Origin of the sequence: Colwellia sp. C1TZA3, assembly GCF_007954265.1 — a bacterium.
Lineage (GTDB): Bacteria > Pseudomonadota > Gammaproteobacteria > Enterobacterales > Alteromonadaceae > Cognaticolwellia.
In genome coordinates this window covers 19,636-35,319 of sequence record NZ_VOLS01000002.1, presented here as the reverse complement: position 1 = coordinate 35,319, position 15,684 = coordinate 19,636, and the positions used below count along the sequence as shown (strand labels likewise).

Here is a 15,684-nt window from a genome sequence, read left to right as displayed (position 1 = left end):
AAATTATTCGGTAAAAATATTTTTAACTTGTGTTTTAACAACCATACCCGAGTTTAATTGCACACTAACATCCTTGCCGGAAACTTCTGTGATAACAGCGTCCATTGAAGATTGTCCTAATTGCACTTTGATATTTTTGCCTACAACAACATTACTTGTTTCAACCGGTTTAAGTGTAACAGCTGGTTTTGCAACTACACGCTTGGTTGATTTAACCGTATTAAACTTTTCTTTACGGCTATTATCGTCTGTAGAGTCTTTACTCGAAGGTTTAGTTCCCTTAGCAGCATGACTTTTGTAAGGTTTTTTAGCGACTTTGTCTTTGGGCTTTTTGTTACCAAACTTTTCTTGGCTTTCTTTTAATGTTTTGCTGGCATAATCTGCTTGTTCTTGATCAATTTCTGCCGAGTCATTGCCATCAATGTCAATGCGAAAACAGCCGAGTTTAATCGCTTTCAAATAGCGCCAGCTACTTGTGTAATGTCTGAGTGCTTGACGTAGACGAGTTTTACTTACCGTTTCATCACCAATTAGTTTTTCAGCTAAGTCTTGAAAAATACCAATTTTCAATGGTTTTGCAGCACCTTCAATAGAAAAACATGCTGGAAATTTTTTCGCTAAATAGGCGATAATTTCTTTCGTGCTAATGCGCTTCACTTCAGCATCAGTATTTGACGTTGTTTCAACTGCTGCGTTTGTTACTGGTGTTATTTCAACTCCCGCATCTGTTACTGACGTTGTTTCAACTGCCGCATCTGCTACCACTTTTACTTCACTTTCTGTTTTAGTTTCCATAAATACAACTTTTCAAAATTTTAATTCTGCTCTGCTAGATATTGTTCACGATTTTCCAACATATGTCGGCACCAATCATAAATATCTTCACTTTCGATTTCAGCTAAGGCTTCTTGCCCTATCCACGTGTCCCACACCAAAGAAAGCAACTGCTCTAAAACCTCTGGTGCAATATCTTCTTCTGCTAAGTCATAAACGGTATGATAAATCTCGTTAATACGCTCAGCAACTATCTCTTCATCACCTTCCCAATCACCAACAACGGCTTCTGATACTAGGTAGTCATGAATAACAACAATCTCTTTCATCAGTTTACCACGCCATGGTTAATCATAACATTTTCAAACAAACTAATTATTTTTTCTAATCCTGCCTGATCATCTTTATCAAAACGATTAAATGCGATGCTATCAATATCAAGTACCGCTATAACCTTTTTGTCTAACGTTAAAGGTAATACTATTTCAGAATTAGTACTCGCATCGCAGGCAATGTGACCGTCAAATTCATGGACATCGGCAACACGCTGCACTTTGTTTTCACTTGCAGCAGTGCCACATACGCCACGGCTTAAAGGGATGCGTATACAAGCCACTTTGCCTTGAAATGGACCAAGTACAAGTTCGTCATTGACCATACGGTAAAATCCAACCCAATTAACTTCAGTTAATTGTTCAAATAACAAAGCACTGACGTTGGCCATGTTAGCAATAACATCAGTTTCATCACTGATCAACGCTTCAACTTGCTTATATAAGTCCCGATAAAAGGTGTTTTTTGTCATTAATGATCATGCCTGCAATAAAAACGCATAACATACCCTGATAGCGCATAAAATTAAAGCGCTATCAGCAGCAATTGGCAATTATCTGGTAATTTTATGATAAATGCTAACTTTAGTGGCGCATTTATCATTTTTTAATCGTTAAATCGTTTACGACTAGCTTTTTTACTAGATTTTGTCTTATGGGTTAACTTGTCTTGAGCTTAAAACGAATCAGCAGGAATTCGCACCCAACCTTCCATTAATACCCGGGCACTTCGACTCATAATGGCTTTATTTACCGTCCACATACCATCAATTTTTGACGCTTGAGCTCCCACTTTAAGGGTACCCGATGGATGACCAAAAACCACAGCCTCACGTTCACCGCCACCTGCTGCTAAATTCACTAAAGTACCCGATATTGCCGCGGCAGTACCAATAGCAACCGCCGCTGTGCCCATCATCGCATGGTGTAATTTACCCATTGATAGCGCGCGAACATGCAAGTCGATATCTGCTGAAAAAACCGTTTTACCACTTGATGTTAGATAGTCTTTAGCGGTACTGACAAAAGCAACCTTCGGTGTATGTTGACGTGCAGCCGCTTCAGAGACATCGTTAATCAAGCCCATTTTAACCGCGCCAGCTGCACGAATAGTTTCAAAACGCGCTAACGCTGCTTCATCATTATTAATAGCATCTTGTAATTCTGTACCGGTATAACCAATATCTTCTGCATTTAAGAAAATAGTCGGAATACCCGCGCTGATCATCGTTACTTTATATTTTACGGCTTTGAAATTACCAACAGCGGGCACGTCAAGTTCATCAACGACATTACCGGTTGGAAACATTGCCTCTGACGGATCCACTGGCGCAATAAACTCCACCGGCACTTCTGCGGCAGGAAATGTTACGCCGTCGAGTTCAAAATCACCAGTTTCTTGTACTTGGCCATCGGTAATTGGCACGCGAGCAATAATAGTTTTATTAATGTTTTTTTGCCAAATACGTACCGTACATACTCCATTTTCAGGAATACGACTGGCATCAACTAAATCTGACATAATAGCAAATGAGCCCACTGCTGCGGTCAAATTACCACAATTGCCACTCCAATCGACAAAGGCTTTATCTATCGCTACTTGACCGAATAAATAATCCACGTCGTGATCGACAACCGCACTTTTAGCCAAAATAACGGTTTTACTGGTACTTGATGTCGCCCCACCCATACCATCGGTTTGTTTACCGTAAAGATCTGGGCTACCGATAACTCGAAGTAACATATTATCACGAGCTTGACCTGCAATTTGGCAACGCTCGGGTAAGTCAGTTAAATTAAAAAACACACCTTTTGATGTACCACCACGCATATAGGTTGCGGGGATTTTTACTTGAGGAACTGAAGACATTTAACACCTCTAAATTTTATCAATATGAGTCACTTGGTTCATCTTCCATAATAGCGACTTAACATTTGTTTAACGCATCAACGTTCTTTCACATCCATGTGATCACGTCATACCGTTCGTCCTGAACATCAACGTTCTTTCACATCCATGTGATCACGTCATACCGTTCGTCCTGAACATAAAAAAGCAGCAATTGAATTGCTGCTAATCATTCTTCATCAGAATTTACTACTAAGGGCAATTATTTTGATTAAGAACAACGTATATGTACACAAGCTACATTTATAGCTCAGCACAGGTAACGCCACTATTTTCAAAAATAAGCTTTTAGCCATTAGACTCTAAGAAATCATTGGCAAACTTTTGTAAGACACCACCGGCCGCATAAACAGAGACTTCTTCAGCGGTATCTAAACGACATTTCACTGGGATCTCTATAACTTCGCCCTGACCTTCATCTGAGTGACGAGTCATAACCACCGTCATCGCACCACCTGAGGTTGGTGTACCCACTACATCGTAGGTTTCTGAACCATCAATATGATAAGTATGACGGGTTTCACCGTTAATAAATTCTAACGGTAACACGCCCATACCGACTAAGTTAGTGCGGTGAATACGTTCAAAACCTTCAGCAACAATCACTTCAACGCCCGCTAAACGAACACCTTTGGCTGCCCAATCACGTGAGGAACCTTGGCCATAATCAGCACCCGCGATAATAATAAGCGGTTGCTTGCGTTCCATATAAGTTTCAATGGCTTCCCACATCCGTGATTCAGTGCCTTCTGGCTCAATACGTGTGAGCGAGCCTTGCTTAACTTCACCTTTGTCATCACGACACATTTCGTTAAATAATTTAGGGTTAGCAAATGTTGCACGTTGCGCCGTTAAATGGTCACCACGGTGAGTTGCATACGAGTTAAAATCTTCTTCTGGTAAGCCCATTTTATCTAAGTAGGCACCTGCAGCACTATCTAATTGAATAGCATTTGAGGGTGATAAATGGTCAGTGGTAATGTTATCACCCAATACCGCTAGTGGACGCATATCTTTCATGGTACGTTCACCGGCTAATGCACCTTGCCCCTCAGTATCCCAGTAGGGAGGACGACGAATATAAGTGCTGGTATCGTCCCACGCATATAACGGACTTTCTGCCGGCTCAAAAGCGCCTAAATCAAACATGGGTGTGTAGATTTTTTTGAATTGCTCAGGTTTAACGCATGAGGCCACAATCGCATCAATTTCTTCATCACTGGGCCAGATGTCTTTCAGGGTAATGTCGTTACCCTTTTGATCTTGACCTAAGATGTCTTTTTCAATATCAAAACGAATAGTACCGGCAATCGCATAAGCAACCACTAAGGGTGGTGACGCTAAGAAAGCTTGTTTGGCATACGGATGAATACGACCATCAAAGTTACGATTACCTGATAATACCGCTGTTGAATATAAATCACGGTCAATAACTTCTTGTTGAATTTTTGGATCTAACGCACCACTCATACCGTTACACGTTGTACAGGCATAACCCACGATACCAAAACCTAGCTTTTCCATTTCAACCAGTAAACCCGCTTCTTCTAAATAAAGCTTGGCTACTTTTGAACCTGGCGCAAATGAAGATTTAACCCAAGGTTTACGCACTAAGCCAAGTTCATTGGCACGTTTGGCGATAAGACCTGCAGCAACAACATTGCGCGGATTAGAGGTGTTTGTACAAGAGGTAATAGCAGCAATAATAACCGCACCATCAGGCATTTGGCCGTTAGCTTCTTGTACTTTACAAGCATCAAGGTCTTTAGCGATGTTTTTTGAGGCTAAATCAGCTGTCGCTAAACGACGATGTGGGTTAGAAGGACCGGCTAGATTACGACCTACGCTTGATAAATCAAATTCGATTACCCGTGGATATTGCGCTTCTACTAAATCATCAGCCCAAAGGCCAGTGTGCTTAGCATAAGTTTCAACCAGTGCTATTTGCTCTGGTTCACGCCCAGTAATTTTCAAATAATCAATGGTTTGTTCATCGATGTAGAACATACCTGCTGATGCACCATACTCTGGGGTCATGTTTGAGATAGTGGCTCGGTCACCAATAGTTAAGCTTTTAGTGCCTTCACCAAAGAATTCTAAGTAAGCAGACACCACTTTTTGATTACGTAAAAATTCAGTGATAGCTAAGACTATATCAGTTGCTGTGATACCTGGTTGACGTTTACCGGTCAGCTTTACACCAATAATATCAGGTAAGCGCATCATCGATGGACGGCCAAGCATAACGGTTTCAGCCTCTAAACCACCAACACCTATAGCAATAACTCCTAAGGCATCAATGTGCGGCGTGTGAGAGTCAGTACCAACACAAGTATCAGGAAAAGCTACACCATCACGCGCTTGAATAACCGGTGACATTTTCTCTAAATTAATTTGGTGCATAATGCCGTTACCGGCGGGGATAACATCAACATTTTTAAAAGCAGTTTTGGTCCACTCAATAAAATGAAAGCGGTGTTCATTACGACGGTCTTCGATTGCCCGGTTTTTCTCGAAGGCTTCGCTATCAAAACCAGGAGCTTCTACCGCTAGAGAATGATCAACAATTAATTGTGTTGGTACAACAGGGTTAACTTTGGCTGGATCGCCACCTTGATCAGCAATGGCATCTCGAAGGCCCGCTAAATCAACTAAAGCGGTTTGACCAAGGATGTCATGACAAACAACGCGTGCTGGGTACCAAGGAAAGTCGAGATCTTGCTTGCTTTCAATAATTTGTTTTAGCGCATCGGTTAATGTTGCAGGGTCACATCGGCGAACTAATTGTTCAGCAAGCACACGTGAAGTGTAAGGTAGTGTTTTATAAGCACCAGGTTTAATTGTTTCAATCGCTTCTCGCGTATCGAAAAAATCTATCGTGACACCATGATGTTTATAACCTGGCAAAGCTTTGCGGTAATCGTAATTCATAATTTACTCCACATAGTAAAAAAGAGTACAACAGACTCTTTTTAAGTAATTTAATTAATGACACGGCATATCACTAGCAACTTACAAAAGCCTTATCGGGATAGATAAGGCTTTATTTATCTAGATGCTAAGTAATAAATGCCTGCCAGCCTACCTATTAGCGATAGGTTGCACTTTACGAGGCTCTGCACCAATATAGTCAGCCGATGGGCGAATAATACGGTTATTTTCACGTTGTTCCATAACATGAGCCGCCCAACCTGTTAGGCGTGAGCAAACAAAAATAGGGGTAAATAATTTCGTTGGAATACCCATGTAATTATAAGTTGAGGCATGAAAAAAATCGGCATTACAAAATAATTTTTTGCTGTCCCACATAAACTCTTCACAGGCTACTGAAATATCGTACATCGATGTGTCACCATTTTCAGCGGCCAGTTTTTCAGACCAGGCTTTGATGATGACATTACGTGGATCAGACGTGCTGTAAATCGCATGTCCAAAACCCATTATTTTTTCTTTACGCTCAAGCATACCGGCCATCTGTACTTTAGCATCAGCAGGTGAGTTGAATTTTTCAATCATGTCCATGGCGGCTTCGTTAGCACCACCGTGCAGGGGCCCACGTAAAGTACCAATAGCACCCGTCACACATGAGAACATATCAGACAACGTTGAAGCACAAACACGTGCCGTAAACGTAGAAGCGTTAAATTCATGCTCAGCGTATAAAATTAATGAAACATCCATCACGCGCTCATGCTGCTTAGACGGACTTTTACCATTTAATAAACGTAAAAAATGCCCACCTAACGACGCTTCATCTGAAGTACAGTCAATTTCTAGCCCCTCATGTGAAAATTTATACCAATAACACATGATGGCAGGAAAAGCAGATAACAAGCGGTTTGCGGCTTTATTTTGTTCACTAAAATCATTTTCTGGCTCTAAATTACCTAAAAATGAACAACCCGTACGCATAACATCCATTGGATGTGCTTCTTTTGGGATCAGCTTAAGTACAGCTTTTAAAGCTTGCGGTAAATCACGCATCGCCAATAAATCAGTTTTATAGCTAACTAGCTCTTTTTCATTAGGAAGTTCACCGTTAAAGAGTAAGTAAGCCACTTCTTCAAAGGTTGAATTTTCAGCTAAATCAGCGATATCGTAACCACAATAAGTTAAGCCCGAGCCTGATTTTCCTACGGTACATAAAGCGGTATCGCCAGCACTTTGACCACGTAAGCCAGCACCTGATAATTTTTTATCTTTCATTATTCTTTCCCCTAGTACTTAACAACGATTAATTTACTGTTAAGGGTTAAAATTTAATTTCTTATTGATGTATTTTAATGGTGATACCCGTTCCACTTTGAGCTTTTAAAGTAGAGCGGATATAGCTACTTGTTTTTACCTTCAGAAAACAAGACATCAAGCTTTTGCTCATAATCGTGGTAGCCCAAGTAGTCATATAAATCCATACGTGTTTGCATGTTGTCTATTTCTGTTTTTTGGTCGCCATCTGCAAGCAATGTTTTATAAACAGACTCAGCTGCTTTATTCATCGCTCTAAATGCTGATAATGGATAAAGCACCATGGCACAGCCCCACTCGCCTAACTGCGCTTTATTCCACAGCTCTGTTTGGCCAAATTCAGTTATGTTCGCTAATACCGGCACATCAAGTGCTTCAGTAAAAGCTCTATAATGCGCTTCTGTTTGAATCGCTTCAGCAAAAATACCATCCGCACCGGCCGCTACATAAGCTTTAGCACGTGCAAGCGCGGCTTCTAAACCTTCCTGAGCAAAGGCATCAGTGCGAGCCATAATAAAAAAGTCGCTATCAATACGCGCGTCAACCGCAGCTTTAATTCGATCAGCCATTTCTTCTGTAGAAACAATTTCTTTATTAGGACGATGACCACAACGCTTTTGCGCCACTTGATCTTCAAGGTGTACTGCAGCAGCACCGGCTTTTTCCATATCACGAATAGTTTTAGCAATATTAAATGCGCCACCCCAGCCGGTATCAATATCGACTAAAAGCGGTAAGCTACAAGCTGAAGTAATGCGTGATACATCCGCAATAACATCATTCAATGATGTCATACCTAAATCAGGTAAACCATAGGAGGCATTAGCAACACCACCACCAGATAAATAAATGGCTTGATGACCTAATTGTTCGGCCATCATTGCACAGTAGGCGTTAACGGTACCGACAACTTGCAAGGGTTTATTATTTGCTAAAGCTTGGCGAAACTTAGCACCAGGAGATAATTGTTTAGACATTGCTTTATCCTTTTTTAGTCATGTATATGTTGTAATTAAATTAATGTTAAAAGCTTGCCGCTATTGTTGCTGGGCAATTTTATTTTCGATATTTTTACGCGATGCGGCAATGTGACGCCTCATTAGCATTTCGGCTAATTCACCATCACGATCAGCTATCGCTTCAATGATGCGAGAATGTTCATCAAACGCTTTGGTTGCTCGAGGGCTATTCATGCCGAATTGGCAGCGGTACATACGAACAAGGTGATAAAGTTGGCCACACAAGATATTAATGAGTTGTTGATTATGACTACCGAGTATCACTTTATAGTGAAAATCTAAATCGCCTTCTTCTTGATAGTAGGCGATACCGTCACGCAATGCCTTAGCACTTGCATGTTGTTTGAGCATAGCCTTCATTTCGATAATTTCATCTTCAGTCATATTGATCGCTGCTTGGCGACATGCCATACCTTCGAGAGCTTCGCGAACGACATAAATCTCTAGCAACCCAGCGATTGAACATTCAACCACACGAGAGCCAACATTGGCTTTACGTTCAATTAAATGACATTTTTCCAAACGATTTAACGCTTCACGCAAGGTTGAACGACTAATTTGATAGTTTTTAGCTAATTCAGGCTCACTAATTTTACTACCTGATTTGATGGTACCATCAACAATGGCATGTAACATTTGCTCGAATACTTTATCTGCAGTAGTAACCGCGGCTTGTGTTGTAGGGTTGTCTAACGCCATTAGTATTGTCGACACTTATAAAAACAATACACTGATGATACCGAAACTTCAGCATTAGTCAATGTTAGTCAAAGACAATTGTCGACAATACCCACTATACTTTGGTCGTAAACATGATAAAAATTGTTTGATGACATGGAATATTACTGCTAAAAAATAAATCAATTAATTGTTAAATAAAGAAATTTTTAAAATAAAAGCCCCTTAGTTCATTAACCTATACTTGTTACCACCATTTTTAAAGATACTGAATAAATGTCGACAATTTATCGATTAGCCAAAAAACCAATAACAAACACCAATAGCAGCGGTAATACCAGCAAGATCGGCAATAAGTCCACAAGCCAAGGCATGGCGACTATAGCGAATACCAACCGAACCAAAATAAACCGCTAAAACATAAAATGTAGTTTCGGTAGAGCCTTGCACAATGGAAGCTAAACGACCAGCGAATGAATCAGCGCCATGTGTGTTCATGGTTTCTATCATCATGGCACGAGCGCCAGAGCCACTTAATGGCTTCATAAATGCAGTAGGTAGCGCATCAACAAAGCGGGTGTCACCGTTAAAAAGCAAAACTAACTCTCGTATGCCATCAATCAAAATATTTAAAGCACCACTGGCCCTAAATACCCCTATTGCACACAACATGGCTAATAAATAAGGAATAATCTTAATACTTGTTTCAAAGCCCTGTTTAGCCCCTTCAATAAAACTGTCATATACATTCACCTTGCGTTTTAAGGCGACAAACAAGAAACTAATTAGCGTGGAAAATATTAATAAATTGCCCATCAGGGATGATTGTTGTGCCAAAAGCTCTGCACTTAAGGTAGTGAAATAAACCACCACGCCACCGACAAGCGCGATGCCTGCGGCTAAATATAATAAAATAACTTGCTGATAAATTTTTATTTTTTGCACAAATGCAACCGCGAACAATCCTGCCAGAGTCGAGGCAAATGTTGCCAATAAAATAGGGACAAAAACGTCGGTCGGGTTTAGCGCCCCCTGTTGTGCGCGATAAACAAAAACAGTCACAGGGAATAATGTCACCGCGGAAGTATTTAACACCAAAAAGAGTATTTGCGCATTGGATGCGGTTGCTTTGTTTGGATTCAGTAATTGCAAATCTTGCATGGCTTTTAAGCCTAAAGGCGTAGCCGCATTATCTAAACCTAAGAAGTTTGCTGACAAGTTCATGGTCATCGACCCTATGGCTGGATGCCCTTTGGGTACCTCTGGCATAAGACGAACAAATAATGGTGAAATAAACTGTGCTATTTTGTCGATAATACCGGCATGTTCCGCTATCTTCATCATGCCTAACCAAAAACTTAAAATACCAATCAGGCCAATCGCAATATCAACTGTTACCCTAGACATATCAAAAATAGCGTTAACAATTTCTTCAAAAATTAAAAACTGATCAAAAATCAGCCACTGCACCATGGCTGAAATAAAGGCCACAAAAAAAAATCCGCTCCAAATACGATTTAACAAAACTGATCTCTTTTATTTTTATACTTAAGATAAATATCATGACACACAACACTAAAATCACCTAGCTGGGTAATAGGTAATAAGCCATGTAGTGCATTGAAAAATCAACAAACAGTGCTCCGGCTATTTAATGTTTCAATGTAATATCAATTTCAATTTCATTAATTAGATGGTCTACTTTATACACAGGAAAAACGACCCAATATAAGGCATTTATTTTAATAACTCGTTGTGCTAATTATTAAATAAATAACGCAGTAGTGGGTGGTTTTAACCAGGTGAAATGAGTAGGTAATTAATCAACTTGGTATAATAGCTTCGTTGAACCAGCCTTTGAGTCCAAAATCAACCATGGTTTTAGAGCTTTTTTGGCTGATCATATTTGATAATTCTATTAGCGAATATGCGACTGAAGAAACAAACGATGAAAGTTCTCACTTGATTGCTGTGCAATTTCTGTAACCGAGGTACCACGAATACTAGCAAGATGCTTTGCTACTTCAACCACATACGCTGGCTGATTTTATTTACCACAATGGGGCACGGGTGCTGACCATAAATATCGCGTATCAGTTTCAATTAACATCGCTCTGCAGCTAGTTATTGTACGACTTTATTGTTTAATACTATTTTTATCTAATAATATTTTTATCTAATACCATTAAACCGTTTGAGTCTCAGGGAACAAACGATGAAAGTTCTCACTTGATTGCCGTGCAATTTCTGCAACCGAGGTACCACGAATACTAGCAAGATGCTTTGCTACTTCAACCACATACGCTGGCTGATTTTGTTTACCTCGATGGGGCACGGGTGCTGACCATAAATATCGCGTATCAGTTTAAATTAACATCGCTCTGCAGCTAGTTATTGCACGACTTTATTGTTTAATACTATTTTTATCTAATACTATTTTTATCTAATACCATTAAACCGTTTGAGTCTCAGGGAACAAACGATGAAAGTTCTCACTTGATTGCTGTGCAATTTCTGCAACCGAGGTACCACGAATACTAGCAAGATGCTTTGCTACTTCAACCACATACGCTGGCTGATTTTGTTTACCTCGATGGGGCACGGGTGCTGGCCATAAATATCGCGTATCAGTTTCAATTAACATCGCTCTGCAGCTAGTTATTGCACAACTTTATTGTTTAATACTATTTTTATCTAATACCATTAAACCGTTTGAGTCTCAGGGAACAAACGATGAAAGTTCTCACTTGATTGCTGTGCAATTTCTGCAACCGAGGTACCACGAATACTAGCAAGATGCTTTGCTACTTCAACCACATACGCTGGCTGATTTTGTTTACCTCGATGGGGCACGGGTGCTAAATATGGCGCATCAGTTTCAATTAAAAAGCGGTCTGAGGGAACTTTTTTAGCAACTTCTCTTAAGTCAGTCGCATTTTTAAACGTCACGATACCGGAAAATGAAATATAAAACCCCATCGCTATCGCTTGTTCAGCCATCTGCCAACTTTCAGTAAAGCAATGTAGGATCCCGCCAACATTTTCCGCCTGCTCAGCCCTTAACATAGCTAGGGTATCTTCTTGAGCATCTCGAGTATGAATGATCAGAGGTTTTTTTAACTGATTAGCAACACGGATATGTTTTCGAAAAGAGTCTAACTGTACCTGTTTTGTTTCTGGCGCGTAAAAATAATCAAGGCCGGTTTCACCAATAGCGATTACGCGTGGGTGAGCCGCTAAACGAGTTAATAGTGCAGGGTCAATTTCATCAGCTTGATTAAGCGGATGCGCGCCACAGGTTAGCCAAACATTGTCATATTTAGCCGTTGTTTCTGCCATCGCTGGAAAATCTTGCAAAGTGACGCTAACGCACAACAAGGTATTGACCTTTTCTGCCAATGCGGCATTAACAACATTATCTAAATTATTGTCAAAATCTTCGAGTTTTAAACGGTCTAAGTGACAATGAGAATCTATGAACACAGGGTTACTCCGCACAAATGTGCTTAATGTTAGTTTGGAAATTTATCATAGCTATTGAATTAATGAGTTGCTGACATGATGAAAATTTTCTCAATAGGCATAGTATTTAATAGTGCTATTTCAGTTAAAATAGGCCTTTTACATCGATAATGTTGGTTCAGATGAACTCAATAAATGCCCTATTGATTTGTCAATTTGGCTACGAACATTATCAGGATCTTCGACAAAGCTAACACCTATACCAGCAGGTGTACCATTTTGTGCACCAATGGGGGTAATCCAAGACACTTTGCCTTTAATTTTAGAAGGCTCTAAGGAGTCGGGCAAGGTAACAAGTAAGTTCACATCAGTGGCTAATTCATAATGCTCTGTGGTGCGAATAAATAAACCGCCATTTTTTATAAATGGCATATATGACTGATATAAATCACCATCTGACATAAAGTTAAGTGTAATATTTTCCAAAATCATCCCTCTGTTTTTGTTCGCTTTTTTGTTAATTTTTTTGTTTAACGACAACGCTAATATCAGCGAGTAATTTTTCACTTAAAAACTGCCGGTTAATTTGTACTAAGGTCTTTAGCTTAATATTGGCCGCTTGTACTAAGTTATACACCTGCCATAACTGTTGTTTATTGATAACACTTTCTTGTTCGTTTTGATGCCCTGCTGTTGGCCAGCCCCAATGATTGCGCATCAAATTGACTACAATTTTTTCCAGCCAACGAAAACCATCACGGTGTTCAACCAATATGGCTAATAGCTCTGCACGATGTTGGTGAGCACATAAATAGCCTTTGACCTTATCACGAAACGCTGTAAACGCAACGGCTGTTGCTTCGTCGGTTAATTCGCTAAGATGGCTGAGGTTTACAAAAGCATCATCACCCTGTTTTTTATATTCAGCCAAAAGTTTTTTGCCCACTGGTGGACGAATTTCAAATTTTTGACAACGACTAATAATAGTAGCTAGCAGCACATCACTGCTATGCGTTGTTAGCATAATGAAACTTTGAGAGGTTGGCTCTTCTAAGGTTTTTAATAAGGCATTTGCTGCTGAGACGGTCATAGTATCAGCATGATTGACTAAGGCTGTTTTAGCGATGCCGATATGAGCGGTTTTCTCAAAAAATTGGCTCAGTTTCCGTATTGCATCTACGCCAATAGTATTTTTGTCATTAACGATAGTCAGATGATCCGGATAACTATTATTTGCAAACAACTTACAGGTTTTGCAATCACCACAAGGCTGAAAAGTAAACGGCTTATCGCTGGCTGCTTCTTGGCTTACTTGGCTTAAGCTCTCGTCTTTTTCTTGTGTTATACCTTGTGTTATACCTTGTGTTAAGTCTTGTGATGCGTCTTCTTTTAAGTTTTGGCATAGCAGCACATTAATTAGCCAGTGCGCTATTTCTTCTTGGCCAGCACCATCAACCCCAGAAAATAATAAGGCATGAGGCAGTTTGTTTTCACGAATTTGTCGAGACAATTGCTGTTGAAGCGCAAGTAACCAAGTTTTCATCTATTCGCCTTGTTCAACGTGGATAAAAGCTTCAATTGCTTTAACAACAGCTTTGTGCACCACGTCCATCGCTTGACTCGCATCTATAATGTTTGTGCTGTTTGACGCTTGTGCTAAAGCTAAGTATTTGTTTCGTACGCGCTGAAAAAATTCAATTTTTTCTAACTCAATCCTATCTAACTCGCCTCGGGCTTGTGCTCGAGCTAAGCCAAGTTCTGGCGCAATATCTAAATAAACGGTTAGGTCGGGTGTAAAACCCTTTAAGGTAACATCGGCTATAGCATTCATTATTGCATCGTCAAATTGCCGACCGCCACCTTGATAAGCGCGTGATGATAAGTCATGACGATCGCCAATCACCCATGTACCCTTTGCTAGAGCGGGTAAAATTTTATTGGCTAGTAGTTGGCTGCGGCTAGCATACATCAACAAAAGTTCAGTTTCTTGCGTTAGCTCTTCATCATGGCTGACTGATTTTACAATCTCTCGCAGCGCTTCGGCTAATGGTGTACCACCAGGCTCTCGAGTTTTTATAAAAGGGATATTATGTTTATTCAACACCGCTTCAATCACGCTAATTGCTGACGACTTACCCGCGCCTTCTATGCCCTCGACAACAATAAACTTACCTTTATTCATACTGAAATTATCCAAAATATTTTTATTGAAATGTTAACGTTAGTTTTTTTTACGCTGGTACTTTGTTACCGCACGGTTATGATCGGCTAGATTTTTGGAAAATATATGCTCGCCCTCACCATTGCTGACAAAATACAAATATTCACTCAACTCTGGCTGCAATGCAGCTCGCAGCGCTTGGGCGCCAGGCAAGGCGATTGGTGTTGGCGGTAAGCCTTTTATTTTATAAGTATTATAAGCGGTTTTTTCCCGTAAGTGTGCGTAGGTGATATCGCCTTGGTAACGCTCACCTAAGCCATAAATTACCGTTGGATCGGTTTGCAAACGCATTTTTTTATTGAGGCGATTAACAAATACTGACGAGATACGCGGATGCTCTGTATGGCGACCACTTTCTTTTTCAATAATTGACGCCATGATAAGTGCTTGATATCGCGATTTATAAGGTAAATTTTCAGCCCTATTATGCCATTGCACTTCTAACACGCTTTGCATTTTTTCATAAGCACGTTTAATAATACTGAGATCCGTTGTATTTTGGGTAAAGGCATAGGTCTCGGGGAACAACCATCCTTCTGGATTATCTTGCTCAATGGATAATTTTTTCGCGATGGTCGCTAATGGTAAATTAGCAAGTTGATGAGTAATATGTGGATGTTGTGCTAACTGAGCTAATACTTGCTTAAAGGTACTACCCTCTATAAAGGTAATAGAAAATTGATGTTCTTTACCTGACACTACTAAATTCAGCAGTACTGCTGTACTCATATTTGCCTGGACTTGATAGGTACCTGATTTTATTTTGCTATCTTGAGGATTAAATTTTACATAACTGCGTAGCCAGAAACGCTCTTGCAACCAGCCTTTATTAACCAATTGCTTAGAAAAAGCATTAAATGAAGTGCCTGGCTTAATGGTTAAAAACTCAGCTTGTTTAATCGCTAGTGGCTGCTGAACTTTCATTTCTGACATTATCATAACAACAACAACAGCCAAAATACTTAATAGCGTGCAAACCGTTAAGGTCATTAACGTTCTGCTAACTAACAACGGCAAGTTTATAAATTTTTTTTTCATCTTTAT

The 15,684-nt window shown here is 40.0% G+C and carries 14 protein-coding genes and 3 pseudogenes; all 17 read right to left on the bottom strand.

Annotation, left to right across the window (positions count from 1 at the left end; all coding sequences use genetic code 11):
* Positions 1-3: 3 nt before the first annotated feature.
* The 17 genes and pseudogenes from proQ to mltG all read right to left on the bottom strand — a co-directional run bounded on the left by proQ (position 4) and on the right by mltG (position 15,678).
* Entirely contained in the window at positions 4-795 is a 792-nt protein-coding gene (gene proQ, locus ESZ39_RS01150; RefSeq protein ID WP_146877955.1) for an RNA chaperone ProQ, read from the bottom strand.
* Positions 796-815: 20 nt separating this feature from the next.
* Positions 816-1,103, bottom strand: a complete 288-nt coding sequence (locus ESZ39_RS01145; protein WP_146877954.1) for a hypothetical protein — start codon at positions 1,101-1,103, stop codon at positions 816-818.
* A complete protein-coding gene (locus ESZ39_RS01140) occupies positions 1,103-1,579 on the bottom strand; it encodes a GAF domain-containing protein (RefSeq protein WP_146877953.1) in 477 nt (158 codons plus the stop codon). The genes ESZ39_RS01145 and ESZ39_RS01140 overlap by 1 nt, the downstream gene beginning before the upstream one ends.
* Before the next feature lie 203 nt (positions 1,580-1,782).
* The gene (gene prpF / locus ESZ39_RS01135) at positions 1,783-2,976 is read right to left on the bottom strand and encodes a 2-methylaconitate cis-trans isomerase PrpF (RefSeq protein ID WP_146877952.1); all 1,194 of its coding nucleotides are present in this window, start codon (positions 2,974-2,976) and stop codon (positions 1,783-1,785) included.
* A gap of 327 nt (positions 2,977-3,303) precedes the next feature.
* Positions 3,304-5,946 carry a Fe/S-dependent 2-methylisocitrate dehydratase AcnD gene (gene acnD / locus ESZ39_RS01130; RefSeq protein ID WP_146877951.1) on the bottom strand — a complete coding sequence of 881 codons (2,643 nt, stop codon included), beginning with the start codon at positions 5,944-5,946 and terminating at the stop codon, positions 3,304-3,306.
* A 150-nt stretch (positions 5,947-6,096) separates the two neighbouring features.
* Entirely contained in the window at positions 6,097-7,221 is a 1,125-nt protein-coding gene (gene prpC, locus ESZ39_RS01125) for a 2-methylcitrate synthase (RefSeq protein ID WP_146877950.1), read from the bottom strand.
* A 125-nt stretch (positions 7,222-7,346) separates the two neighbouring features.
* The gene (prpB, locus tag ESZ39_RS01120; protein ID WP_146877949.1) at positions 7,347-8,237 is read right to left on the bottom strand and encodes a methylisocitrate lyase; all 891 of its coding nucleotides are present in this window, start codon (positions 8,235-8,237) and stop codon (positions 7,347-7,349) included.
* A 60-nt stretch (positions 8,238-8,297) separates the two neighbouring features.
* A complete protein-coding gene (locus ESZ39_RS01115; protein ID WP_146878027.1) occupies positions 8,298-8,978 on the bottom strand; it encodes a GntR family transcriptional regulator in 681 nt (226 codons plus the stop codon).
* A 273-nt stretch (positions 8,979-9,251) separates the two neighbouring features.
* The gene (locus ESZ39_RS01110; RefSeq protein WP_146877948.1) at positions 9,252-10,481 is read right to left on the bottom strand and encodes a nucleoside recognition domain-containing protein; all 1,230 of its coding nucleotides are present in this window, start codon (positions 10,479-10,481) and stop codon (positions 9,252-9,254) included.
* A gap of 394 nt (positions 10,482-10,875) precedes the next feature.
* Positions 10,876-10,992 (bottom strand): annotated as a pseudogene (locus tag ESZ39_RS17920) (hypothetical protein); the annotation flags it as partial.
* Positions 10,993-11,142: 150 nt separating this feature from the next.
* Positions 11,143-11,304 (bottom strand): annotated as a pseudogene (locus ESZ39_RS01100) (TatD family hydrolase); the annotation flags it as partial.
* 105 nt (positions 11,305-11,409) lie between these two features.
* Positions 11,410-11,571: pseudogene (locus ESZ39_RS01095) on the bottom strand (TatD family hydrolase); the annotation flags it as partial.
* Between the two features lie 89 nt (positions 11,572-11,660).
* Positions 11,661-12,440 (bottom strand): TatD family hydrolase, encoded by a 780-nt coding sequence (locus ESZ39_RS01090; RefSeq protein ID WP_146877947.1) that lies wholly within the window; start codon positions 12,438-12,440, stop codon positions 11,661-11,663.
* A gap of 138 nt (positions 12,441-12,578) precedes the next feature.
* Positions 12,579-12,911, bottom strand: coding sequence for a PilZ domain-containing protein (locus ESZ39_RS01085; protein WP_146877946.1), 333 nt, complete (start codon positions 12,909-12,911; stop codon positions 12,579-12,581).
* A gap of 25 nt (positions 12,912-12,936) precedes the next feature.
* On the bottom strand, positions 12,937-13,962 hold the full coding sequence (locus ESZ39_RS01080; RefSeq protein WP_146877945.1) for a DNA polymerase III subunit delta': 1,026 nt from the start codon (positions 13,960-13,962) through the stop codon (positions 12,937-12,939).
* Entirely contained in the window at positions 13,963-14,601 is a 639-nt protein-coding gene (gene tmk, locus ESZ39_RS01075) for a dTMP kinase (protein WP_146877944.1), read from the bottom strand.
* A 39-nt stretch (positions 14,602-14,640) separates the two neighbouring features.
* Positions 14,641-15,678, bottom strand: coding sequence for an endolytic transglycosylase MltG (gene mltG, locus ESZ39_RS01070; protein ID WP_146877943.1), 1,038 nt, complete (start codon positions 15,676-15,678; stop codon positions 14,641-14,643).
* Positions 15,679-15,684: the final 6 nt, after the last annotated feature.